The organism is Rhizobium sp. BK181 (genome assembly GCF_014193305.1).
Taxonomy (GTDB): domain Bacteria; phylum Pseudomonadota; class Alphaproteobacteria; order Rhizobiales; family Rhizobiaceae; genus Rhizobium.
Map to the genome: position 1 here is coordinate 1 of NZ_JACHZA010000005.1, position 22,874 is coordinate 22,874.

Here is a 22,874-nt window from a genome sequence, read left to right on the forward strand (position 1 = left end):
TATGTCGCCCTCAACGTCGCCATCGGCGGCGGCTACAATCCGGGCGCACCGCGCACGACAACACCGCCCAAGGCGAGCTGAGCCACACGAGACAGGAAGCCCCGCAATCGCGGGGCTTTTTTATGGCCGCTATCGGTAGCCAAAGCCGATAATGACGGCAGCGGCGATTTTGGATTCGACAAGTTCCCCGCCCTGATGTACGCAATGATTAAACGATTAATCTCCGTATGTCGGAAACCATGCCTCCAACGCGACCTGGACCGAACCTGAGCAGGATTGCGACGTCGCTCGGCGTATCTGTCGCGACGGTTTCCAATGCGCTCTCTGGCAAAGGCCGCGTTTCCGAACAACTGGCAGAGAGGATCAAGGAACACGCCGCCGAACTCGGCTACGTTCCGAGCCAGGCCGGACGCGCGCTTCGTACCGGGCGCAGCGGCGTCCTCGGCCTTGTTCTGCCTGACATCGCCAACCCACTTTTCCCGAAGCTCGCCCAAGCGATCGAATTCGCCGCCACTGCCGCCGGTTACGGCGTGCTCATCGCCGACTCCCGGGGGGACGTCGCCACCCAGACCGAGGCGATCAACCGGTTGGTCGAGCGCGGCGTCGAGGGCATGGTGATCATACCGCGCCGCGCGACCCGAATTTCCGCCGCCGCCTGCCCGGTCGCCGTCATCGACACAGCCTCCACCCCTGGCAACACCGTGGCTGCCGATCACATGCAGGGCGGCTCGGCGATCGCCAACCATTTGGCCGAGCTTGGACATCGGCGCATCCTCATCATCGGCAACAACCCCGGCTCAAACGTTCAGAACGATCGCGTGGGCGGCATCCGCTCAGGTCTCCGCCCCGGAATGAGTTCGGCAACACTCTGGATCGAGACGCTGGAGCGGCAAAACGGCAGCGGGTGCAGTTTGGGACTCGCTGAGAAGGTGCGCGAGGGCTACACGGCGTTCGCAGCGCTGTCGGATTTGCAGGCCTTGCGAGCCCTCACAGAATTGCAGCGCGACGGCATTGATGTGCCAAGCGTCGCAAGCGTAACCGGCTTCGATGACCTCATCTGGTCAGCCGTCATCACCCCATCCCTGACGACGGTGGCGATGGACATGCATACCATCGCAGAGATCGCCATTACGTCATTGCTGCAGACCATACAGACGCGCGGCAGCCGCGAGGGCGTGCTTGTCACGTCTGAGACCGACCGAGTTCCAATGCAACTGATCGTTCGCCAGTCCTCCGGGCCGGCGGACCCGACACGAATATCCTGACAGACGGAGAACAGCTGACATGAAGAATGCCCTCATCGCTTCGGCCGCGCTATTGGCGCTGTCGCCCCTCGCCGCGAAGGCAGAAGAAAAGACGCTTACGATTTCCGTCTATGCCTTTGCTCAGGATGACTTCAAGTCGATCGTCTACGATCCCTTCGAGGCGAAGTGCGGCTGCAAGCTTGTGGTCGAGACCGGCAACAGCGTCGAGCGGCTTGCCAAGATGGAGGCCAACAAGGCGAGCCCCGTCATCGACATGGCCGTCGTCTCCATGGCCGATGCCCTGTCGGCCAGCCGCAAGGATCTGATCGACAATGTCGATACCTCGAAGCTGTCCAACTTCGGCAGGCTCTACGACCTCGCCAAGGACCCGAACGGCGACGGCATGAGCGTCGGCTACACCTTCTACGCCACCTCGATCGCCTATCGTTCCGATAAGATGAAGATCGAATCCTGGGCCGATCTGCTGACGCCTGAATATGTCGGCCACGTCGCCTTCCCGAACGTCACCACCAACCAGGGCCCTCCGGCGCTTTTCATGCTCGGCAAGGCGCTTGGCAGCGACAACCCGGATCTGAAGACGCCGATCGAGGCGGTCGGCGAAAAGAAGGACGAGATCGTCACCTTCTATGAGAAGTCCTCGCAACTCGTGCAGCTGATGCAGCAGGAGGAAATCTGGGCCGCCCCGATCGGCCGCTTCTCCTGGGCCGGCTTCACCAAGCTCGACGTCCCCGTCGCCTGGGCAACGCCGAAAGAAGGCCAGACCGGCGGCATGAACGTGATGGTCGTCACCAAGGGCTCGAAGAACCGTGATCTCGCCCTGCAGTTCATGGACTTCTGGCTCTCCACCGAAATCCAGACGAAGCTTGCTGAAAAGCTCGTCGACAGCCCGGCGAACAAGGAGGTCAAGCTCTCCGAGGAAGCCGCCAACAACCTCACCTACGGCGAAGAAACCGCCAAGAGCCTGAAGCTCATCCCGTCGGCAGCCGCGCTCGACAACCGCGCCGCTTGGCTGAAGGAATGGAACGAGAAGGTCGGTCAGTAATTTCCGAGGCCGGCTCCGGAACCTACCGGAGCCGGCCCTTCCATCCGTCGAAAGTCGTTTCATGTTTCAGAACCGCGCAGAAGCCTTGGCGCTTGCCCTGCCCGCAGCAGTCTTTGCCGCGCTGGTCTTCCTGCTGCCCGTTGTCGTCCTCCTCTCCGAAGGCTTCCGCATCGACGGCAGCTGGACGCTCAGCGCCTATACCGACTTCTTTTCCGAGCAGCTGAACCGCACCGTCTTTCTGCGGACTTTTCGCCTGGGGCTTGAGGTTACGGCGGTATCGGCCGTCATCGGCTATGCCGCAGCCTTCGTGATCGTCAACCTGCCACCCAAGGGCAAGGGCCGTATGATCGGCCTCATCACCCTGCCGCTGATGATCTCGCCGGTTGCCCGCACCTATGCCTGGATCGTCATTCTCGGCCGCACCGGGATCGTCAACCAGGCGATCCAGGGTCTCGGCCTCAGCGACGGCCCGCTGCGCCTGCTCTTCACCGAGACCGCCGTCTTCATCGGCCTGCTGCAGCTCTTCCTGCCGCTGATGATCCTGTCGCTGATCAGCGCCCTCGAGAACATGCCGAAGGACGCCATTCCCGCTGCCCGTGTGCTCGGCGCCAACTGGTTCCAGGTATTCTGGAAAGTGATCCTGCCGCTCACCCGCGAGGGCCTCGTCGTCGGCGGCACACTCGTCTTTACCGGATCGCTGACCGCCTACATTACCCCCGCCGTGCTTGGCGGCTCGAAGGTGCTGATGCTGGAAACGCTGCTCTATCAGCAGGTGTCGGTTGCTAACAACTTCGTCTCGGCAAGCGTCATCGCCTTCATGCTGATCGTCATGAGCTTTGCCGCCAACATCTTGCTCAAGCGCCTTGCGACCGCGAGGAACAAGCGATGACCGCACGCATTCTGTCGCCGCTGGTTCTCGGCCTGTTGCTGATCTTCCTGATCGGCCCGTTCCTGATCATCATCGCCGCATCGCTCTCGGCCGGCGACACGCTGGCCTTCCCGCCGCAGGGTCTTTCCTTGAAATGGGTCGCCAAGGTATTCACCATCGACAGCTTCCGCGAAAGCTTCGCCATGTCGATGTTCCTTGCCGTCTTCGGTACGCTGACAGCGCTCGTGCTCGGCATTCCCGCCGCATACGCACTGTCGCGCTACAAGCTGCCCTTCGGCGAAACCGTCCGCACCATCGTATCGTTGCCGATCATCGTGCCCGGCATCATCGTCGGCCTGGCGCTGCTGCGCTACCTCGTCGTGCCTTTCGGCTTCAACATCACGCTTGCTCTCTTCATGGCGCACACCGCGCTGGTGTTGCCCTACGCCGTGCGTGTCGTCTCGGCCAGCCTCAACAACCTGCGCTCGGATATGGAGGAAGCAGCCGTCCTGCTCGGCTCCTCACGCGTCGGCGCCTTCTTCCGCGTCGTCATGCCGAATATCCGCGGCGGCATCCTGGCTGCCTTCATCCTCGGCTTCGTGACCAGCTTTAATCAGGTGCCGGTCTCGCTCTTCCTCTCCGGTCCCGGCGTGCGCACGCTGCCGATCGACATGCTGGGCTACATGGAGACCACCTACGATCCGTCGATCGCGGCACTCTCCTCGCTGCTCGCCTTCCTTTCCATCGGCATCGTCTTCCTTGCCGAACGCTTCCTGGGATTCTCTCGCTATGTCTGACGCCTATCTCACACTCGACAAGCTGACGCTTGCCTACGGCGATACGGTCGCGGTGAAGGATCTAGATCTTACGATCGCCAAGGGCGAGCTCGTCGCTCTGCTCGGCCCCTCCGGATGCGGCAAGACGACAACGATGCGCTCGATCGCCGGCCTGCTCAATCCGGCCTCCGGCCGCATCACACTCGATGGAGCCGAGATCACCCGCGTCTCCGCCAACAAGCGCAATGTCGGTCTGGTCTTCCAGTCCTACGCGCTGTTCCCGCATCTGACGGTCTATGAGAACGTCGCCTTCGGCCTGCGTCTGAAGGGTATCGGCGGCAAGGATCTCGATGCCAAGGTCAGCGCCGGCATCAAGTCTGTCGGCCTTGCCAAGTTTGCCGATCGCAAACCTGCAGAGCTTTCGGGCGGCCAGCAACAGCGCGTGGCCCTTGCCCGCTCCATGGTGATGGAGCCGAAGGTTCTGCTGCTCGATGAGCCTCTCTCCAACCTCGATGCCCGCCTGCGCCTCGAAATGCGCGCCGAGCTGCAGCGCGTCCATAAGGAAACCGGCGTCACGATGATCTTCGTCACCCACGATCAGATCGAGGCGCTCGCGCTCGCCGACCGGATCGTGGTGATGCTGAACGGCGGCATCGAGCAGATCGGTACACCGGAGGAAATCTACAACAAGCCCGTCTCGGCCTTCGTCGCCGATTTCGTCGGCTTCGAAAACGTCTTTGCGCTGGAAAACGGCAAGCTCGCGACATCCACCACATCAGTCGAGCTTTCCGGTCCAGCGCCGCAGGCCGCAAAGGGCCTGGCCTGGCGTCCGCGCATGGTGAACCTTGGTTCAGGTCCTTACCAGGGCACCGTGCGCGGCACCTCGTTTGCCGGAAACACCCGCGAATATCTGCTCGACACACCGCTTGGCCCCATCAAGGCCGAGGTCGATGCCGAGCTGCCGACGCATGCGATCGGCTCCACACTTGCCTTCGACCTGCCGCTTGCCGCAGCAGCGCCGCTCTCACGCTACAGGTAACATCATGGGCGTCTGGATCGACACCGACATGGGCTTTGACGATATCGCCGCGATCCTCGTGGTGGCCAATGCGAAGCTCGACATATCAGGCATCTCGCTCGTCTTCGGCAACACGCCGCTGCCGCAGGTGCGCGTCAATGCTTCAGGTGCTGCCAAGGCCTTCGGTTGGACTTTCCCGATCCACAGCGGTCGCGCAACGCCCGTCCTCGGCTCGCTCGAAACCGCGCAGGCGATCCTCGGCGAAACAGGCATTCCGACATCAGGCCAAAGCCTACCCACCGCCGCGCCGCTGGTGGAGAGCGACGCTTTCACCGCCCTCTGCCGCTGGCTGGAGACCGATGGCCCCCATCGAATCCTCGCGCTCGGTCCCTTGACCAATCTCGCTGCCCTCGCATTGGCACGCCCGGACCTCGCAGCCCGCATCACCGAACTGACCTGGATGGGCGGGGGCGTCACGGCGGGCAATCACACGGCATCCGCCGAGTTCAACGCGCTGGCCGACCCGGAAGCCCTCGCCATCATCCTCGCCCACAATCTGCCGCTGCGCATGGTCGATCTCGATCTTTGCCGCAAGGTTATCGCGACTCCTGACGACGTCAGCCCGGTGCGAGACGCCGGTGGCGCCAATGCGGTACTTATCGCAGATATGCTTGACGGATACATCGGCATCGGAACGAGCCGAGGCAGGCCGGGAATGGCGATCTACGACCCATCAGCCGCAGCCGCCTTCGTCGCATCCGATATTGTTACGTTCCGTCCGGCGCGCATCGATGCCGAACTGCAGGGTCAGCATACGCGTGGCCGCACCGTGGTCGAGACCCGCGCGACGCATGCGACCTTCAATGCCGAATACGCCGTCGATATCGACGCTGAAAAGGCGCGCGCGCTAATCCTCGGCGCACTGATCGATGAGGCCCGCCGATGAGTGCCGCGGAACCGAAGGATCTCAACGATCCGGTACTTCGCGCGCGCGCCGTCGCCGCCGCGCGTGGCGACGCGCCTTTCGACCTGCTGATCTCGGGCGGACGCCTGCTCGATGTCGTCACCGGCCTGACCCGCGACGCCGACATCGGCGTCGTTGGACCGCTCATCGCAAGCGTCCACGCACCGGGCAGCCGCACCGACGCTGCAAAGACCGTCGATGCGACAGGCAGCATCGTTTCGCCGGGCCTCATCGATACGCACATGCATATCGAAAGCTCGATGGTGACCCCTGCCGCCTATGCGGCAGCCGTCGTTCCGCGCGGCGTGACGACTATTGTCTGGGATCCGCATGAGTTCGGTAACGTGCATGGCCTGAACGGCGTGCGCTGGGCAATCGAAGCGTCCCGCTGCCTGCCGCTCCGGACCATTGTTCTCGCGCCTTCCTGCGTTCCTTCCGCTCCGGGGCTTGAAGTCGCCGGCGCGGATTTCGACGCATCTGTTATCACCGAAATGCTGCCGTGGCCTGGCATCGGCGGTGTGGCCGAAGTGATGAACATGCGCGGTGTCATCGACGGCGATCCGCGCATGACCGACATTGTGAATGCTGGCCTCGCTTCTGGAAAGCTGGTCTGCGGCCACGCGCGCGGACTTGAAGGCGCCGACCTGAACGCCTTCATGGCTGCCGGTGTCAGCTCCGATCACGAACTGACATCCAGCGCCGACCTGCTGCAGAAGCTGGCCGCCGGGCTGACCATCGAGCTACGGGGCTCGCATGACCATCTGCTGCAGGAATTCGTAACCGCGCTCAACGACATCGGCCATCTGCCGTCGACGGTCACGCTCTGCACCGACGACGTCTTCCCCGACGAACTGAAGAATGGCGGTGGTCTCGACGACGTCATCCGCCGGCTCGTCCGCTATGGCATGAAACCAGAATGGGCGCTGAGAGCCGCGACCTTCAACGCGGCGCAGCGATTGAAGCGCTCGGATCTCGGCCTGATCGCTGCCGGCCGGCGCGCCGATATCGTGCTCTTCAAAGACCTCGTTGGTTTCGCTACGAAGGCCGTCATCGCCAATGGCGCAATCGTCTCGACATCGGGCGAAATGAACCCCCAGCTGCGCTCGTTCGAGACGGTCGCGCTGCAGAACTCGGTCAAGTTGACAGCCCTGACGGACGATGACTTCAGGGTCCCAGCCACCGGCAAGCGCGTTCGCGTCGCCACGATTGACCGCCCCCGTTTCACACAGTGGGGCGAGGCGGAAACTGGCGTCGACGGCGGTTTCGTCGTTCCGCCGGCCGGAAGCACCCTGATCGCGGTCGCGCATCGGCACGGCATGGTCGACGGCAGGCCTCGGGTCGGCTTCCTCACCGGTTGGGGAGAATGGCGAGGGGCCTTCTGCACGACTGTCTCGCACGACAGCCACAACCTTACCGTCTTTGGCGGCAACCCGCGCGACATGGCAGTCGCCGCCAACGCGGTGATATCAGCGGGCGGCGGCATGGCCGTCGCCAAAGATGGCCAGATTGAAGCGCTTCTGCCTCTGCCGGTGTCCGGCCTCGTCACCGAGGCGCCATTGGAAGAAACGGCGGCGTCCTTCCGAGCGATCCGGAAGGCGATGGAAAGGATCGTCGACTGGAAGCCGCCCTACCTTGTTTTCAAGGCCTGCTTCGGCGCCACGCTTGCCTGCAACGTCGGCCCGCATCAGACGGACCGAGGGATATCAGACGTTCTGACCGGCAAAGTGCTCGAAAGCCCCGTGATCGAGATTCTCGAGAGCGAATAGCTGCAGCATCCGGGTGCTGTGCCAGGCTGCGCCCGCCCCAACGATAGCGGGCTTAAGTGTTAAGCTCACGCTCGACCAGAGCCGTCCAGAAGGCCGCGCCATAACCAAGCGCATGGTCGTTGAAATCATAGGCGGTGTTGTGGTGCAGGGCGCCATCGACAGCAGGACCGTTTCCGAGCCAGACGTAACATCCCGGCGCACTCTGGCCGAAGAAGGCGAAATCATCGCCTGCCGTTGACGGTGGGAAGCTGGTGCGCACCTTCTCCCCGAAGACAGCTCCGGCAGCGCCGAGCGCACGCACGGTCGCATCGCTGTCGTTGACGACAGGCGGGATGCGCCGTTCGAACTGGTAATCGACAGCAATGCCGAACATCGCCGCCGTGCCCTTCGCAAGCCGTCCGATCTCTTCCTCGAGTTGGTCGCGGACCTCAGGCGAATAGGCCCGGGCGGTCCCCCCGATTTCGACGATATCGGGGATCACGTTCAACGCCTTGGGATCGCCCGCCTGCAGCGAACAGGCGCTGACGACCGCCGGCTGCAACGGATCGACGACACGTCCGACAATCGTCTGCAACGAGGTCAGGAAGGTGCCGGCTGCCGTGATCGGATCCTTGCCGAGGTGCGGCTTGGCACCATGCGTTCCGGTACCCCGGAAGGTCACACGCCAACTGTCCGAAGACGCCAGTTGCGGCCCTTCGACCACGGCGATCTCATCAACGGCGAGGCCAGGCATGTTGTGAAGGCCATAGACGGCATCACATGGGAAGTGCTTAAACAAGCCGTCCTCGACCATCTTGCGCGCCCCGCCTCTGCCCTCCTCGGCTGGCTGGAAGATGAAATGCACGGTTCCGGAAAACGCGCGCGTTGCCGCCAGATGCCGTGCCGCGCCGAGCAGCATGGTCGTATGTCCGTCATGCCCGCAGGCATGCATCTTGCCCGCAAATTTGGATTTATACGGGCGATCCGCGGTCTCCGGCATTGCAAGCGCATCCATATCGGCACGCAGCCCGATCGTGCGCGTCCCGCTGCCGACCTGCAACGTACCGACAACGCCGGTGCGGCCTAGGCCCAGATGAACCTTGATGCCCGCCTCTTCCAATAGCTGCGCGACGATGCCGCTCGTGCGCTCCTCCTCGAAGCCAAGTTCGGGATGCGCGTGCAGATCGCGACGCAGCGAGGTCAAGAATGGCAGATCGTTCTCGATCCGGGCGGGAATGGGCATGTGCCGGATGTCCTGTAAAAGCGCGCAGGCGTCAAAACTGCGCCATGGTGGTCCCTCTTATTCAGCAAATACCCCGGAAATTCAACCTCTTCGATGCTCTCGCCGCAGCCGATGGCCCGGATCCATGCGACGATCTAGGAGCGACGCTTGACAGTGCGCGGAGGTGAATGGCCTAATCGCTGCAACGCGAAAGGCCAGCAATGAGCGACGAGCAAACTCCGACCGACAGCAAGCTCACGACGTCGAAGCGCCGCTGGGCAGCAGAAGGAAAGTTCCTCACCGGCCGCATCAGCCGCCCGGAAGCCGAGCGACTGCCACCCGGCCAGCATCTCGTCAAGGATTGGCCGGTCCTTGATCTGGGTCAGCAGCCAATCATCTCGACGGATACTTGGCGCCTTGAAGTCCGGGGGCTTGTCGAAACGCCGCTTGATCTTTCCTGGGCCGCCTTCCACGCGCTGGAGCAAAGCGTCAAGGTCACCGACATTCACTGCGTGACGACGTGGTCGCGCTATGACAACAAGTGGAAGGGCGTGTCGACCCGTGATCTGCTCGATCAGGCGATGCCAAAGCCGGAAGCCTCCTATGTGATGCTGACGAGCTATGACGGTTACACGACGAACCTGCCGCTCGCGGATTTTGCCGCCGAGGATGCGATCCTGGCAACGTCCTGGGAAGGCGTGCCTCTGACGCGTGACCATGGCGGCCCAATGCGGCTCGTGGTTCCGCACCTCTATTTCTGGAAGAGCGCGAAGTGGCTGCGTCGTATCGAGCTGCTGCCGGCCGACGCCGCGGGTTTCTGGGAACAGAACGGCTATCATATGCATGGCGACCCGTGGCGGGAGCAGCGCTATTCCGAGGATTGATACCAGTAGCGATTGCTACTCCGCGCTGGACGACAGGACTACGCCTGTCGCTTGCTCGCTATAGTTTCGCGAGACGCCCTCTCGGGGCCTCATCAAACCGACAAGCAAGACGCGCATAGCGGGCAATTGGCGCGAACCGAAATTCACCTCAGAATAGAGATTGGAAGTAATGCATTTTCAAATTAATGCCTTATGACAATTTGAATGCTGTCACTATTGAACCTGCACCCATTTTAGGTTGTTGTTGCATGTCGATTCCAGATATCGCGTATGAGTTGATGAACAAGCACACCTCATTTCACACTGTCACGCAGAAACTGCTGGACGCGTGGCTGCATACCACGCCGCAGCCGCCTGCTGCGCCGGAAGACATCTATCGCGACGTTGTCGATCTCCTAACGATCAGAATGAGGATGACACTTGTGGTTCTCGATGGAGAGGACCCGCTGCAATGGTATCTCAAGGTCGTACGCTCCTCTGGCTTCAGCTCACGTCTGCTGAACATCAACAAGCTGTTCGCTGATCAACGCATCGGCGAGTTCAAGGACCGTACGTACATGGAAACGGCTGTCATCCCGCGCTATCGTGAGGTGATTGCAACGCAGAAACCGTCGATGGAACTCGTCAAAACGAGGGTCCTGGGCGTCAATCTCGGATATGAACGACTGATCCTTCCCCAAAAGACAATGGCGCGGCGCCCGTCCTGGCTGCTGACAGTTTCGAACGGGCGATTCATGTTCAACCCGCCTCAGCAGCAGGCGCGCATGGATGCGACCGACGAAGCGGTGATCCAGCTTTTGACCGAAGGGGCTACGGCCAAGGAGATCGCAGCCGATCTCGGTATTTCGCATCGAACCGTCGAGCATCGGCTGGAGCGCATGAAAGAGCGCTACGGCGCGAAGAACACCGTGCACCTTACGGCGATGCTGGTTGCAACGCACTTCGACCGCGATGTCGAGAAAAGTTAGGGTGCGATCCGTCGAAGCAGGCGCCGCCCGCCATAGAGCGCAGCCAGCAGCGCCGCCGCAAGCGCCGTCAACGTCGCCAGACTAGCGGGATGCCGCGGAACAGCGCTCCAGGAGGGACGAACGATATCTGCAGTGTTGAACGCCTCTCCGCTAAACTCGCAGGTGATCAACGCCAAGCCGCGCAGCACCATGCCGGCATCGATTGCCGAGACGATGGCCTCGGCTTCGACAGCCTCGCCGCCCATGCTCCGCATAGATAGCAGCACGGCCTTCGTTGCCGCGAGATAGGCGTGCGAGCATTCGTTGAACGGGCTGGCCTCGTCGGTCACCCCACCAGGCATTTTGCCCCACAAACAGTAGGCGTGCTGAATTTGGGCGTAGTTCAGCACACGCCGGAATGGCTCTGTCGTGTCCGTCGCGCGGGCCGCGAGACCGATGATCCGATCGCGATACTCGGCGAACATGATCATTTCACCATGTGAGATTTCGGCAATCGCAATGCCGGTATGAGGTCCGTTGCCGCTGCGCTGGTGTGCTTTCGCAACCGAGCAAAACAGCAGAAGCGCAAGCAGGGACAAAAGGAAAATTGAGTGCCGAAAGATCATCGCTTGAATGGGACCCCGGATCGCTCCGGAGCCCCTCCGATCAATGGAAGGCCGGCGCGCGAGCGCGCAGCTTTGCAACGGCGCCAAGCTTGCGCTCGGCGAGCACACCGAAGGCCACACCGAGGACGCTCCACAAGATCACGTGCATGCCGATCGAGGTCGTACGGAAACGCCAAAGGACCGCCGCCGAATAGTTCTCCGGCACCTCGTTGATCGGCGGAAGCAGATACTGCACGACACCGATGAAGACGATATAGGCGACACCCGCTGTGATCGCCGCGTTCCAGGCACCGAACCGTGGCGTGAGACGGCGTGCAAACGCAATTGCGGCAACGAGCGCGGCGATCGAAACGACGATCATCAGGAAGAACAGCTCAGTCCTGACGCCGATCGTATCCGGATTGCCGACCGCCGGCGGATTGGCCGGGTATTTGATATTCGGCACGATAACAACGGAGACGAAGGCCGCAACCGCGATGACTGCCGACGTTCCACGTGCCCCGAGACCACTGAAGCGGCCTTGGACAAAGGCAAAAACCAATGCGAACAGCCCACCGACAGCGATGCTGTAAGCCATTACGCCGGTGAAGAGACCAATGCCGGCCTGCATGGCGCGGCTGACGATCTCGGGTTCGGCCGTTTCGCCGGCTGCCTGCGCAGCGGCTTCCTCAAACGCAATCGCCTGGTCTACCAGCGGCTCACCGAAGGTGTGGGCAAAGGCAAACACGAGGATGCCAGCGATCAGGCCCGCGAGCATCCCGCGAAGCAAAAGATTTCCAACCATGTTCGGAACTCCCTTAGTGGCAGGGGAAGCCGAGAAGATGTCGGCCGTCATGCACGAACTCGTGCACGTACATACCGTTGAAAAGCGCCATCGCGCCCTCTTCGGTGCCGACGAAATAGATGGCGATGAGCATCAGCAGACCGCCGAAGATCGCCCAGGGCAAAAGCTCACCAACCGGAATCGGAGCGGGTACGGCGACGGGCGCAAAAGCAGAGTCAGACATGTATTCCTCCTGGAATGACGCGTTCAGTCGAGAATCGTTGCGTGGTAGGGTCTGACTTCCAGTTTGAGGTATCCTCATCCTGATCACAGTGGCGCGACCGCACCGGAATTTCACCGGTTTCCAAACCCACAACATAACCGTTATATCTGCGGCTTCGAGCCTGTCAACGAAACTTCATAGAGCGGCGGGCCCCCTTCCCCGTTATCCGGAGACGATCAACGTGATGACGCGCCTCACCTGGATCTGCCATGGTTCGACCGCCGCCAACCGCGAGGCGCGGTTCCCGCAGGACGAACCTCTGAACGACAAGGCAATCATTGCGACGAAGGCAATCGCCCCCCGCCTCCGGCGCGCCGATAACGTCGTTGCGAGCCCGACATTACGCGCGCGGCAGACGGCCGAGGCGCTTGGTCTGCGACCGGAATTTTCGGAGGCACTCGCCGATTGCGACTTCGGCCGCTGGGCGGGACGCACGATTGCGGAGATCCAGCAGGCGGAACCGGAAAATCTGGCGGCCTGGATGGCGCGGCCAGAAGAAGCGCCGCATGGTGGCGAGGCAATCGCCGCCGTGTGCATGCGTGTAAACGCCTGGATGAGCGAGCGCCTGCAGGCCGGTGGTCATATCGTCGCCATCACGCATGCCGCGGTCATCAGGGCAGCGATCATCAACACGCTACAAGCTCCGGTGTCCTCCTTCTGGATCGCCGATATCGAACCGCTCGCTATTGTCCACATGACCAGCAACGGCAGTCGGTGGTCGCTGCGCGTGGAAGGCCCGCCAGCTTAATTTTCTGAGCTTTAATTTAGATCAGCCTTACGCAAGCGAAGCGTGCCATAGCTTTCCGACCCGACACAGTCGGGCCGTGTTCCTTGCCCCAAGGAGGACCAAGCATGCCCTATGATTGGAGCGGAGCGCAGATGCGGCGCACGCGCCTGCTACGCATGACCGCCGCCGTGACACTGCTCTTGCTCGTCATTGCCGCATCCCTATTGATCCGTTGAGAGCGACAGGCGGGCGGCTGTACCGCTCGCCTGTCGAGCCGACCTCCTCTCACGGTAGGCGCAGATACCAAGAATTCGCCCTTTGGTTTCAACAAACGCTTCAGACTTCAATGATACACCGGCGCTCGGGTGGAGATGGAGTGAAGCATGCCGGTATTCTTCCAGAGCAGAGCCGGAAGGCAATGCCTGTTGGTCATGGCGTTGGGAGTAACGCTGTGGCTCGTCGGCGCGATCCTGGAATTGGATAACTGGCTCGTCGCCTTCGTCGGCGCTTACGAGAACTATGGTGCAGACAAACTCGTCCTCGCGCTCGGCATCGGCGGCGCGATGAGCTTCGTCTATTCGATCCTGCGCATCGTCGACCTTCGCAAGGAGATGGAGCTGCGGGCCAGCGCCCAGGCCAAGGCCGACTGGACGGCAACCCACGATCACCTCACCAAGCTTCCCAATCGCTATGCCTTCGAGCGTAAAGTCCTTCCGCGAAGGACGAAGACCGATGTCGAGGGCGACGAATGGGAGCAGAATGTTACAATCTTCTCCGTCGACCTCGATGGCTTCAAGAAGGTCAATGACCTTGTCGGCCACAATGGCGGCGACGCGCTGCTGATCGAAGTGGCAAAGCGCATCTGCGCGATCGGCAACGCTGACTGCGTCTACCGTTTTGGCGGCGACGAGTTCGTCGTCGTCGCGCTTGGCCTCTCCCCGCGGCACGAGGAGCGCTTCGCGTGCCTGCTTATCCAGGCCGTAACGCGCCCCATCCATATCAATGGCTTTGCCGTCGAAGTCGGCGCCAGTGTCGGTTATGATCGCTGGCAACAGGGTCGGGAGCCGTTGGAGGACGCCGCCCACCGTGCCGACCTCGCCATGTACGAGGCGAAGTCACGCGGCCCCAATCAGAACATGCCGTTTGAAGCCTCGATGCAGGATAAGGTGGCAAAACGCGCTACTCTGGAATCGAAGCTCCGGATTGCGATCCAAAAGAAGGCTATCCGGCCGTTCTATCAGCCGCTGATCGATCTCAAGACCGGCACAGTCTGCGGCTTCGAGGCGCTGGCGCGCTGGACGGATGAAGAGGGCGTTGCCATTCCGCCGCCGGTCTTCATCAGCATTGCCGAAGAAACCGGCATGATCACCGAGCTCTTCGAGGATCTTCTTGCGCATGCCTGCCGCGATGCCCTGGCTTGGGATGATCACGTCATGCTGTCGTTCAACGTCTCTCCGGTACAGATGGAAGATAAGCTGCTAGCCTCGCGCATCTTCAAGGTGCTCTCGGCAAACGGCCTGCCGCCACGCCGCCTGGAGATCGAGATCACCGAGAATGCGCTGATCCAGGATCCGGCGGTTGCCGCCATCATTCTGGATGAACTCCACGACGCCGGCGTGCAGATCGCCTTGGACGATTTCGGCACGGGCTATTCCAGCCTCGCCCAACTCGCCCGATACCGGTTCGACAAGATCAAGATCGACAAGAGTTTCATTGCGACCTACCGCGATGACGAGCGCCAGGAGAAGATCATTCGCGCCATGCTTGGCCTCGGTCGCAGCCTCAACATACAAACGACCGCCGAAGGCATAGAGGAGCATCGCCAACTCGGTCACCTGCTTCAGCTCGGCTGCGATGTTGGCCAGGGCTATCTCTTCGGAAAGCCTATGCCCGCAGAAGACACACGCTCTTTCATCTTCGATCGGGACGCGGCGCTGGCCAACGGATGAGCAAAGCGCAACGTACGCCACATCCGTACTGCTAGCATTCCAGCACATCAGAAATTCGTGATGGAACCTTCTCGGATAGGGCGGCGTTAGCGCCTTGGTCCTATGGGCGGACATTTCCGCTGAAAGTGTAATGCATGCCGCATGGCCACGATTATCGATCGGGGCTGGCCTTGGTCGGCGTGTAACTTGAGTGGACCCTTGTCATAGGAGAGGGATTTATCATGTATTTCCGTATAGTTGGCGTCTCCGCAGCTATGATTGCTCTCGCGGGAACCGCATCCGCCGCGGACCTTGTCAGCGAACCGCCGGCGGCCCCGGTTGCCGAAGCGGCGCCCGCATTCACCTGGAACGGCTTTTATCTCGGCCTGCAGGGTGGCGGCGCGTGGGGCAACGGTGACTTCTCCGGCATCGGCGACGCCAACCTCAACGGCGGCCTTGTCACCGGCTTTGCCGGATATAACTGGCAGCTCGACAACAACATCGTCCTCGGCGTCGAAGGCGACGCTTCCTACAATTGGGACGAGGAAACGGTCGGCGGCAATGAATACAAGTTCGACACGACAGGCTCCGTTCGCGCCCGCGTCGGTTACGCTCTCGATCACGCGCTGTTTTATGGCGCTGCCGGCTGGACCGGCGCCAGGGGCCACGTAAGCACCCCTGTTGGCGATGATGATGCGACGTTCTCCGGCTGGACCGTTGGAGCCGGTCTCGACTATGCCTTCACCAACAATATCTTCGGGCGGGTCGAATATCGCTACAACGACTATGGCAGCAAGGACCTTCGCGGCGTCGATACCGACTTCAACCAAAACGTCGTGACCGTCGGCGTTGGCTACAAATTCTGAGAGCGCCGGCCCAAGCAAGTGGCAGGAAATGACAAAGCCCGGGCGAATGCCCGGGCTCTGACTTGACAGCGGTCGCCGTAAACGGCAGTCCGTTCTTAGTCTAGTGGTTTCCACCGCGGCTGCCATCACCCTGGCCGCCGCCACCCTGGCTGTTGCCACCCTGGTTGCCGCCACGCCCTTCACGCATCGCGTTCGATCGGAGCGCCGCTTGGCTTTCCTTCCGCATGCGCGCGCTATTCTTGGGGCGCGATCCTCCGTTGCCTAGCCACCCGCATACCTACACGACCCCAAAGGAGCTAGTGGACCGACGGGTCTTCGTCTTCCAGAAATGTCTTGATCCCCTCACGGGCGACCGTGGCCAGAAACTCGTCGAAAGCCTCGCGATCGGTCGCGAAGGGCTCTTCCCATTCGATGAGATCCTCGTGCTGGGTGACCACCTCCATCTTCCAGTCGCCTTTCGAGCCGGCCGGGCGGAAGATATCGACGAGTACTGTCACACCATCCTCCGTAAACTCGCCGGCGAGCTCGGAATGTTCCAGTTTCGGTTTCTTTGCCATTCTCAAACCCGATCTGTGTTGCGCGCTGCTATCGTGCATATCGTGGCCGAATGAGAAAGGCGTAGGGCCGAAGTTTATTGAAGGTTCCACGGAAGAATATGCGGTGCTTTACACAGGCGGGTGCGAGCCGGGCTATACAGCGATCAAACCCCGATCAATCAACGCACGCAAATTTTCGAGCTTCGACCGCTTTGGTCCCTTTTGCGTGGAAACGCGCAGCCTGGACATGCGGCCGTGGCTCCGTAGCTGAAGGTAATTCTGAGTGTCGTCGTCGCTTTTGGTGAGAGCCTCAGTTCCATGATCGGGAGAGAAGCTCAGGCGTTGCCTCCGAAGAGCTAAGCTTCTCTCCCTCTGGCATTCGAGATTTCGTCCTGTACAGGATGCTCGGTCCCCGCTGCGCCCTGTGTAAGCCGCACCGTTCGGTTTGCCATGAGGTCACATTAGCGACCTCCAAAATAATTGAAATAGATTTTTGAATGTCTCCGGGAGCACTATGTGAGCTGCAACTCTCGGGACTTTGGTCCAACTATCCAATCGAGCCTAGACGACGTAATCGTGCGCTGTCCAAACCCATGGACACCGGAATGCTCCGGATTGCCCCAGCGGGCGCACCGGAGTATTCCGGACCCCAATCCCTATTTTTCTTCGACCGAAATTCCTTTTTCACCAATAGAAATGTCCACGCCCGAGGGCTTGCTCTGCTCGCGATAAATGTAGACCCCCAGGCCCACCACGACGACGAGCAAAGCACCGATAATTAGGAAGAGACCGTTACGACTATTCATGCCAACTCCTTGTTTGCGGACCCTTTGAGATAGGCGGAAACATCCGCTTGGCAACCGCGTTGCGGCCAAGGCTGCCTCCCGGTGACATCATTAGTTCATACACCGTTGGCACCATGGGCTGCCCGCGTACGGTAGTCCGACTGCGCGTATGCGGTGATAGCGCGCTGATAACCGTCGTACGAAGGAGAATGCCAATGAACCGCGCTCTCATGGCTGCGGCGGTCGCTGCACTCTTTGGTCTTTCGAACTTTGCGCCTGCTGCGGCGGCGTCATCGGCTGCGAAGAAAGGCACCCCAACAGCAGTGAGCAAGCAAACGACTGGATCCACCACACCGATGACCAATCGGTTTCTGACTCCCCGGATGATGGATCGCAAGCGCTCTATGAATCCGGTTTGCGACCAAGGCTTCAAATCCGGCGCCCCTTCGAGCTGCCACTACTGACTGTCAAATCCACCCTGATGAAGAGAGCCCACAGCCCCAAGAGGGATTACCTTTACCAGGGGCCAGCAAGGTGCGTGCATAGCTGTTACCGGATATCCGTCATCTCAATATCCACGACAATCCGCCGCCGCAACAACAGCGCCGCACCCTTCGTCATGAAGGTTCCGAGGCAGATTGACGGCGTCTGGCTGCGCGATATCGGCAGAATGAATTGACCGATGCCGTTAGAGAGGCGGAACCGCGACCGTAGGGCCGAGGATCGAAGCCGTCACCAACAGCACGCAGGTAAGACCGACCAACACCGTAATGCTTAGACCGACGAATTGCTTCTTACTCATGCTTTAGAGATGGGACGATCCATAGTGCTCTACCAGTGCGGCTTCTCGTCACGCTCGATCGCCTGGTTCGGGCCGCGTCACCGGAGATGTAACCAGCCGCAGACCGATCATCTGCGCGAAATCGGGCTCTTGCGGCCGCGCGAGCAGACTGCACTGCCACTAAGACCAGGCAAATAACGATGGCGCCCTGTTTAGTCTGAAATGAGGCCTAGGGCGACTTTCGCTCCGACCTAAGTCCAACAAATCGTTCGACTTTCGAAAGACGGCAAGGAGCCATTGATACTGTAGCCTTCCAAACGTCCTCATACCCTAGGACACAGTGCATCCCGGATATTGCGGACTGATCCCTCCACAGTATCCGGGAACCGCCTTTTTGACTGCGAGTAGATATCCTTGATCTGGCCTGCTGTCCTGCTCATCCTGCAAGTCAGAGGGAGAAACAGTCGTGAACGACAAACCCGCCTTTCTCGCATTCCGGTACTCTGATGGTACCTGGACTGTCATGATTGTCAGCGAGGACACAATCTCTGAGGTTCAAGATATGACGGCCGCCAAGCTAATCGAGATAATCGAGAGTTTGGAAATCATGAACGAAGCGGAAGAGAAAGACTGGTGGGATGTCTTCCACTAAGAAGACGCGAGTTGCCGTTAAGTGCCTGTCGGAAGAAGAGTGTTACAGTTCCGCACCACTACCATCGGTAGGAAGGCGCCGCCGTTGTCGTCCAACCGACCGACAACAAGCAAGCACTACTAAGTCGGATTAACGGCTACTGTCCAAGTTGGCTGATACGGAGCCGTCGTTGATAAGGATGGTAGCGGAGGAGGGATTTGAACCCCCGACACAAGGATTATGATTCCTCTGCTCTGACCTACTGAGCTACTCCGCCACTGGTCAACGGTGCCGTTCGCGTTGCGGCGGCCCGTGGGATGAGCGGCTTATAAGGTGCGCCTCGGCTTTGTGTCAAGCGCATGATCGAGAAAATACCACAGGCTTTTTCAGGCCGCGATAGGGCTTGCCAGCAACGCCTTCAGCGAAGCCTCCGCCGCCGGTTCGCGCTCGGAGCGTTCGATAAAACCACCGCCGTAGACGCGTGCGTCGTCGCCGGGCGCCGAATAGAGCGCGCAGGCCTGGCCCGGTGCAACACCGGCTTCGCCGACTGCGAGGTCGACATAAATCCCACTCGCATCGGCATGCAACACCGCGGGCGTCGGTGCGCGCGTGGAGCGGACCTTGGCGAAACACGCAAAACCTTCACCCGAGGCAGCCGCGGCGAGCGGCTCGTCGCCCAGCCAGTTGACATCGCGCAGGTAGACGCGATGAGTCTCCAATGCTTCCTTCGGGCCGACAATGACCCGGCGGGAGCGAGCATCAAGGTAGACCACGTAAAGCGGCTCGCCGGTGGCAATGCCGATGCCGCGGCGCTGGCCGATGGTGTAGTGCAGGATGCCGTCATGCTGACCGAGAACGCGGCCGTCGAGATGGACGATCTCACCTGCGAGCGCCGCGTTCGGCTTCAGCTTGTTGATGATGTCGGAATACTTGCCCTGCGGCACGAAACAGATGTCCTGGCTGTCCGCCTTCTTGGCGACCACAAGACCCATGTCCTCGGCAAGCTTTCGGGTTTCGGCCTTCGGCAGGCCGCCGAGCGGAAAGCGCAGATAGTCGATCTGCTCCTGCGTCGTCGCGAAAAGGAAGTAGCTCTGGTCGCGATCGGAATCGGCCGGACGATAGAGCGCGCGACGACCGGGGTCGCCAGGCGCCGGATTGGGCCGCGAGCGAATGTAGTGGCCGGTCGCAAGTGCATCGGCGCCAAGCTCCTTGGCCGTCGCCAGCAGATCCGCGAACTTGACCGTCTGATTGCACGAGACACAGGGGATCGGCGTCTCGCCGGCGACATAGCTTTCCATGAATGGATTGATCACCGTGTCGCGGAAGCGCTTCTCATAGTCCAGTACATAGTGAGGAATGCCGAGCGTCTCACAGACCCGACGGGCATCGTCGATATCCTGGCCCGCGCAGCAGGAGCCTGCGCGATGAACGGCGGCGCCGTGATCGTAAAGCTGCAGCGTAATGCCGAGCACGTCATAGCCCTGGCGCTTGAGAATGCCTGCCACCACGGAACTATCGACGCCGCCGGACATGGCGACGACAACGCGGGTATCTTCCGGCTTCTTTTCAAAATCCAGTGTGTTCACGGGTGACTGCCAATTCTAAGCTTGTTGTGATCCACCCATAAGATGCGGCGGATTTCATGCGTCCGCGCGGGATCGGCCGCCGGACTTTCGTTGGCGAGGATATAGAAAGGATTGGGTTCCGGCGCAAGAGGATGCACGTTTCATCAGTGAAGTGTCGCTTGGCACATGCCCTGTGCTGCCGCTGTTACAGCGCCGCCCCGAGCAGCTTCCAAAGCATTCCGGCCACGGCACAAGCGAGCAATGTGGGGATCACCGACAGTCTGAACCGGAAGATGGCAACGGCAGCCGCGATGCTGAGAACGAGCGACGGCAGAGCCAGCGATGACCAGACGGGTACCTCAATCCATATGAGGCCAAGCCGATGGATGCGCGTCTCGGTAAACAGGAAATGCAAGCCGAACCAGATTGCGAGGTTCAGGATGACGCCGACCACAGCAGCGGTAATGGCCGACATCGCGCTTGCGAGCGCTGCATTTCCCCTGAGCTTTTCGATGAACGGCGCACCCAGAAAGATCCACAGGAAGCACGGCACGAAGGTCACCCAGGTCGTGAGGATTGCGGCCAGCGTCGCGGCCACCATCGGATCGAGACCGCCTGGATCGCGGTGAGCTCCCATGAAGCCGACGAACTGGAGGACCATGATCAGGGGGCCGGGCGTCGTCTCAGCCATGCCGAGCCCATCCAGCATCTCCGTTGGGCGCAGCCAGCCATAGTGCTGAACCGCCTCCTGCGCGACATAGGCAAGCACGGCGTACGCGCCCCCAAAGGTCACCACGGCCATCTTGCTGAAAAAGACGCCGATCTGCGTAAACACATCATCGCCGCCTCGGAACACGTAAAGCAGCAAGAGCGGTCCGAGCCACAACGCCAGCATGATGGCCGAAATTTTCAACGACCATAGCAGGTTCGGCCGCGCGTGGAGCGGCGTTTCCTCTCCGAGCGCGGAATCGACGTCCGCCAGCACGCGACCGGCAGCGGCATGATGGCCATTGCCTGTCTGGAAGGGCTTCGAGCCGGTTGCCGAACCCAAGAAGCCGATGATCGCCGCCGCCAGAATGATCAACGGGAACGAGATATGCAGAATATAGATCCCCACGAACGCCGCGGCCGCGATGGCGACCATCGCCGGATTTTTCAGCGCCCTGCCGCCGATCCGGATGACGGCTTGCAAAACGACCGCAAGAACAGCCGCCTTGAGACCGAAGAACATGCCTTCGATGGCGTCGACGTTTCCAAACAGTACGTAGACGTAGCTGAGGGCAAGGATGGACAGGAAACCAGGCAAAACGAAAAGGATGCCGGCGACAAGCCCGCCTGCCGTCCTGTGCATGAGCCAGCCGATATAGATGGCGAGCTGTTGCGCTTCTGGTCCCGGCAACAGCATGCAGTAGTTCAGGGCATGCAGAAAACGATGCTCGCCGATCCACTTCTTTTCGTCGACGACGATCCTGTGCATGACGGCGATCTGCCCGGCCGGGCCGCCGAAGCTCAGCGCCGCCACCCGCAACCAGACGCGGAAGGCTTCGCCGAAGGAGACACCGTGACCCGTCCCGCCCGTCATGTTGTCGGCGGGTGTATCCGTGACAAGGTTGGCCATCTCAGCCTCCCTTCTTCGCCGAGGGCCAATTGTGCGTCTCGTCGGTCGCGTCCCGGCACCATCGATAGAAGGCATCGTATAGGGTCATGCCTGCTTCCAATTGCTCAAGGTCGTCGGCAAACATCCGCGAAAGACCGAGTGAAGCTGCCAGCAATCCGGCTGCTTCAGGCGCAAGATCGAGTCTTGCGGTATCGGCCGCCCGGACAACCGTCGCAAGCCTGAGGAGCGCGTCGGATTGAATGGCAAATTCCGCCACCATGATGTCGAAGGAGCAGCGATCGCCGCGATGGCTCCAGAAGACACCCTCGATATCGAAGGGTGTCGCCCCGAAACGGTCGGCGACCATCAAGACCTCCGCGGTCGGAACAAACAGAAAGACGGCCGACGGATCGACGAAGCGACGGATCAGCCAGGGGCATGCGATACGGTCGATCTTCGGGCGCGCGCGCGTGACCCAAACGGTTCGTCCCTTGGCATCACGAGACGGCAACTTCTCCGAGGGCACAGCAAGGCCGCTCGTCTTGATCCATGCTTCGAACCCGCCTTCCAGCGTTTCGGCCTGCACGCCCATGAAGCGAAGATGCGCGGCAACGCCGTGGCTGAGCTTGGCGCCATGGTGGCAGATGATCACCGCTGGACTCTGGATTTCATGGCCCCATTGGTCCACATTCCTGAACGGCCTGCGGATTGACCCGGGAATGAGACGAGGATCGGCAGAAAAATCCTCATCGTTGCGCACATCGATCAACACCGGCGCACCGGGCGTGCCAATGAGGCGGTTGAGTTTGTCGGCTGAGATTTCGGTGAATGACGGCATCGCGCGTCCCTCCGTGTTAGCGGCTTCGTTGGACGCGACTCTTCGGCTGGCGCCTCGTGGGGTGATCGCGACCCCATGAGGCGTATGATCCATGGTGGATCCGGGTATGTCAAACACTTTCCAACCGCGCGTTGCTTGCGAAGATCCGAGATGCAGCGACGTTGCGAACACGGATTTCACGCTGGAAAGGGCCCTTCAGAGGCCGTAGGAGCAGGGA

At 60.9% G+C, this 22,874-nt stretch carries 24 protein-coding genes, 1 tRNA gene and 1 riboswitch; of the genes, 14 read left to right on the forward strand and 11 right to left on the reverse strand.

The genetic code is table 11. The annotated features are described in order from the left end of the window. Window positions 1-239 precede the first annotated feature (239 nt). The 7 genes from FHT77_RS14375 to FHT77_RS14405 all read left to right on the forward strand — a co-directional run bounded on the left by FHT77_RS14375 (window position 240) and on the right by FHT77_RS14405 (window position 7,699). Complete coding sequence (locus FHT77_RS14375) at window positions 240-1,265, forward strand: LacI family DNA-binding transcriptional regulator (protein ID WP_183755672.1); 1,026 nt, start codon at window positions 240-242, stop codon at window positions 1,263-1,265. 19 nt (window positions 1,266-1,284) lie between these two features. Next, a complete protein-coding gene (locus tag FHT77_RS14380; RefSeq protein ID WP_183755673.1) occupies window positions 1,285-2,307 on the forward strand; it encodes an ABC transporter substrate-binding protein in 1,023 nt (340 codons plus the stop codon). Window positions 2,308-2,368: 61 nt separating this feature from the next. Continuing rightward, entirely contained in the window at window positions 2,369-3,196 is an 828-nt protein-coding gene (locus FHT77_RS14385) for an ABC transporter permease (RefSeq protein ID WP_183755674.1), read from the forward strand. Then, window positions 3,193-3,972, forward strand: coding sequence for an ABC transporter permease (locus FHT77_RS14390; protein WP_018859249.1), 780 nt, complete (start codon window positions 3,193-3,195; stop codon window positions 3,970-3,972). Before FHT77_RS14385 ends, FHT77_RS14390 begins: the two co-directional genes overlap by 4 nt. Further along, window positions 3,965-4,990, forward strand: coding sequence for an ABC transporter ATP-binding protein (locus tag FHT77_RS14395; protein ID WP_183755675.1), 1,026 nt, complete (start codon window positions 3,965-3,967; stop codon window positions 4,988-4,990). Before FHT77_RS14390 ends, FHT77_RS14395 begins: the two co-directional genes overlap by 8 nt. 4 nt (window positions 4,991-4,994) lie before the next feature. Continuing rightward, window positions 4,995-5,915 (forward strand): nucleoside hydrolase, encoded by a 921-nt coding sequence (locus tag FHT77_RS14400; RefSeq protein ID WP_183755676.1) that lies wholly within the window; start codon window positions 4,995-4,997, stop codon window positions 5,913-5,915. Continuing rightward, a complete protein-coding gene (locus FHT77_RS14405) occupies window positions 5,912-7,699 on the forward strand; it encodes an adenine deaminase (protein WP_183755677.1) in 1,788 nt (595 codons plus the stop codon). The genes FHT77_RS14400 and FHT77_RS14405 overlap by 4 nt, the downstream gene beginning before the upstream one ends. 52 nt (window positions 7,700-7,751) lie before the next feature. On the opposite strand, the gene FHT77_RS14410 is transcribed toward FHT77_RS14405, so the two are convergent. Then, window positions 7,752-8,921, reverse strand: a complete 1,170-nt coding sequence (locus tag FHT77_RS14410) for a M20 aminoacylase family protein (protein ID WP_183755678.1) — start codon at window positions 8,919-8,921, stop codon at window positions 7,752-7,754. Window positions 8,922-9,121: 200 nt separating this feature from the next. Here FHT77_RS14410 and FHT77_RS14415 point away from each other — a divergent pair, with 200 nt between their 5' ends. Further along, a complete protein-coding gene (locus tag FHT77_RS14415) occupies window positions 9,122-9,784 on the forward strand; it encodes a sulfite oxidase-like oxidoreductase (protein WP_183755679.1) in 663 nt (220 codons plus the stop codon). Window positions 9,785-10,032: 248 nt separating this feature from the next. Further along, entirely contained in the window at window positions 10,033-10,752 is a 720-nt protein-coding gene (locus FHT77_RS14420) for a response regulator transcription factor (protein ID WP_246719858.1), read from the forward strand. Here the strand turns inward: FHT77_RS14420 and FHT77_RS14425 are convergent. The 3 genes from FHT77_RS14425 to FHT77_RS14435 are packed head-to-tail and all read right to left on the reverse strand — an operon-like array spanning window position 10,749 to window position 12,364. Further along, a complete protein-coding gene (locus tag FHT77_RS14425) occupies window positions 10,749-11,357 on the reverse strand; it encodes a hypothetical protein (protein ID WP_183755680.1) in 609 nt (202 codons plus the stop codon). The two genes, FHT77_RS14420 and FHT77_RS14425, sit on opposite strands and share 4 nt — an antisense overlap. Before the next feature lie 40 nt (window positions 11,358-11,397). After that, window positions 11,398-12,141 carry a CbtA family protein gene (locus FHT77_RS14430; RefSeq protein WP_183755681.1) on the reverse strand — a complete coding sequence of 248 codons (744 nt, stop codon included), beginning with the start codon at window positions 12,139-12,141 and terminating at the stop codon, window positions 11,398-11,400. Window positions 12,142-12,154: 13 nt separating this feature from the next. After that, a complete protein-coding gene (locus tag FHT77_RS14435) occupies window positions 12,155-12,364 on the reverse strand; it encodes a CbtB-domain containing protein (RefSeq protein WP_183755682.1) in 210 nt (69 codons plus the stop codon). A gap of 49 nt (window positions 12,365-12,413) precedes the next feature. Continuing rightward, a riboswitch (cobalamin riboswitch) is annotated at window positions 12,414-12,486 on the reverse strand. A gap of 101 nt (window positions 12,487-12,587) precedes the next feature. On the opposite strand from FHT77_RS14435, the gene FHT77_RS14440 reads away from it, so the two are divergent. From FHT77_RS14440 to FHT77_RS14450, 3 genes are all read left to right on the forward strand, one after another. Next, window positions 12,588-13,151, forward strand: coding sequence for a histidine phosphatase family protein (locus FHT77_RS14440; RefSeq protein WP_210280920.1), 564 nt, complete (start codon window positions 12,588-12,590; stop codon window positions 13,149-13,151). A 362-nt stretch (window positions 13,152-13,513) separates the two neighbouring features. Continuing rightward, a complete protein-coding gene (locus tag FHT77_RS14445) occupies window positions 13,514-15,079 on the forward strand; it encodes a putative bifunctional diguanylate cyclase/phosphodiesterase (protein ID WP_183755684.1) in 1,566 nt (521 codons plus the stop codon). 221 nt (window positions 15,080-15,300) lie between these two features. Further along, window positions 15,301-15,924: an outer membrane protein gene (locus FHT77_RS14450; RefSeq protein ID WP_183755685.1), complete on the forward strand. Its 624-nt coding sequence runs from the start codon at window positions 15,301-15,303 to the stop codon at window positions 15,922-15,924. Between the two features lie 100 nt (window positions 15,925-16,024). Here the strand turns inward: FHT77_RS14450 and FHT77_RS31910 are convergent, their stop codons facing one another. The 3 genes from FHT77_RS31910 to FHT77_RS14460 all read right to left on the reverse strand — a co-directional run bounded on the left by FHT77_RS31910 (window position 16,025) and on the right by FHT77_RS14460 (window position 17,266). Further along, window positions 16,025-16,150: a hypothetical protein gene (locus FHT77_RS31910; RefSeq protein ID WP_281412560.1), complete on the reverse strand. Its 126-nt coding sequence runs from the start codon at window positions 16,148-16,150 to the stop codon at window positions 16,025-16,027. Between the two features lie 70 nt (window positions 16,151-16,220). Further along, the gene (locus FHT77_RS14455) at window positions 16,221-16,481 is read right to left on the reverse strand and encodes a hypothetical protein (RefSeq protein ID WP_183755686.1); all 261 of its coding nucleotides are present in this window, start codon (window positions 16,479-16,481) and stop codon (window positions 16,221-16,223) included. 635 nt (window positions 16,482-17,116) lie between these two features. Then, window positions 17,117-17,266, reverse strand: coding sequence for a hypothetical protein (locus tag FHT77_RS14460; protein WP_183755687.1), 150 nt, complete (start codon window positions 17,264-17,266; stop codon window positions 17,117-17,119). Between the two features lie 194 nt (window positions 17,267-17,460). Between FHT77_RS14460 and FHT77_RS14465 the strand changes: the two genes are divergently transcribed. Both FHT77_RS14465 and FHT77_RS14470 read left to right on the forward strand, forming a co-directional pair. Beyond that, window positions 17,461-17,709 carry a hypothetical protein gene (locus tag FHT77_RS14465; protein WP_183755688.1) on the forward strand — a complete coding sequence of 83 codons (249 nt, stop codon included), beginning with the start codon at window positions 17,461-17,463 and terminating at the stop codon, window positions 17,707-17,709. A 783-nt stretch (window positions 17,710-18,492) separates the two neighbouring features. Beyond that, window positions 18,493-18,678 carry a hypothetical protein gene (locus FHT77_RS14470; RefSeq protein ID WP_183755689.1) on the forward strand — a complete coding sequence of 62 codons (186 nt, stop codon included), beginning with the start codon at window positions 18,493-18,495 and terminating at the stop codon, window positions 18,676-18,678. 179 nt (window positions 18,679-18,857) lie between these two features. Here FHT77_RS14470 and FHT77_RS14475 read toward each other — a convergent pair. The 4 genes from FHT77_RS14475 to FHT77_RS14490 form a co-directional block, all read right to left on the reverse strand. Further along, window positions 18,858-18,934, reverse strand: a tRNA-Met gene (locus tag FHT77_RS14475). Between the two features lie 109 nt (window positions 18,935-19,043). Further along, complete coding sequence (gene mnmA, locus FHT77_RS14480) at window positions 19,044-20,243, reverse strand: tRNA 2-thiouridine(34) synthase MnmA (protein ID WP_183755690.1); 1,200 nt, start codon at window positions 20,241-20,243, stop codon at window positions 19,044-19,046. Window positions 20,244-20,427: 184 nt separating this feature from the next. Next, window positions 20,428-21,840, reverse strand: a complete 1,413-nt coding sequence (gene chrA, locus FHT77_RS14485) for a chromate efflux transporter (protein WP_183755691.1) — start codon at window positions 21,838-21,840, stop codon at window positions 20,428-20,430. Window position 21,841: 1 nt separating this feature from the next. Then, window positions 21,842-22,657 (reverse strand): chromate resistance protein ChrB domain-containing protein, encoded by an 816-nt coding sequence (locus tag FHT77_RS14490; protein ID WP_183755692.1) that lies wholly within the window; start codon window positions 22,655-22,657, stop codon window positions 21,842-21,844. Between the last annotated feature and the right edge of the window lie 217 nt (window positions 22,658-22,874).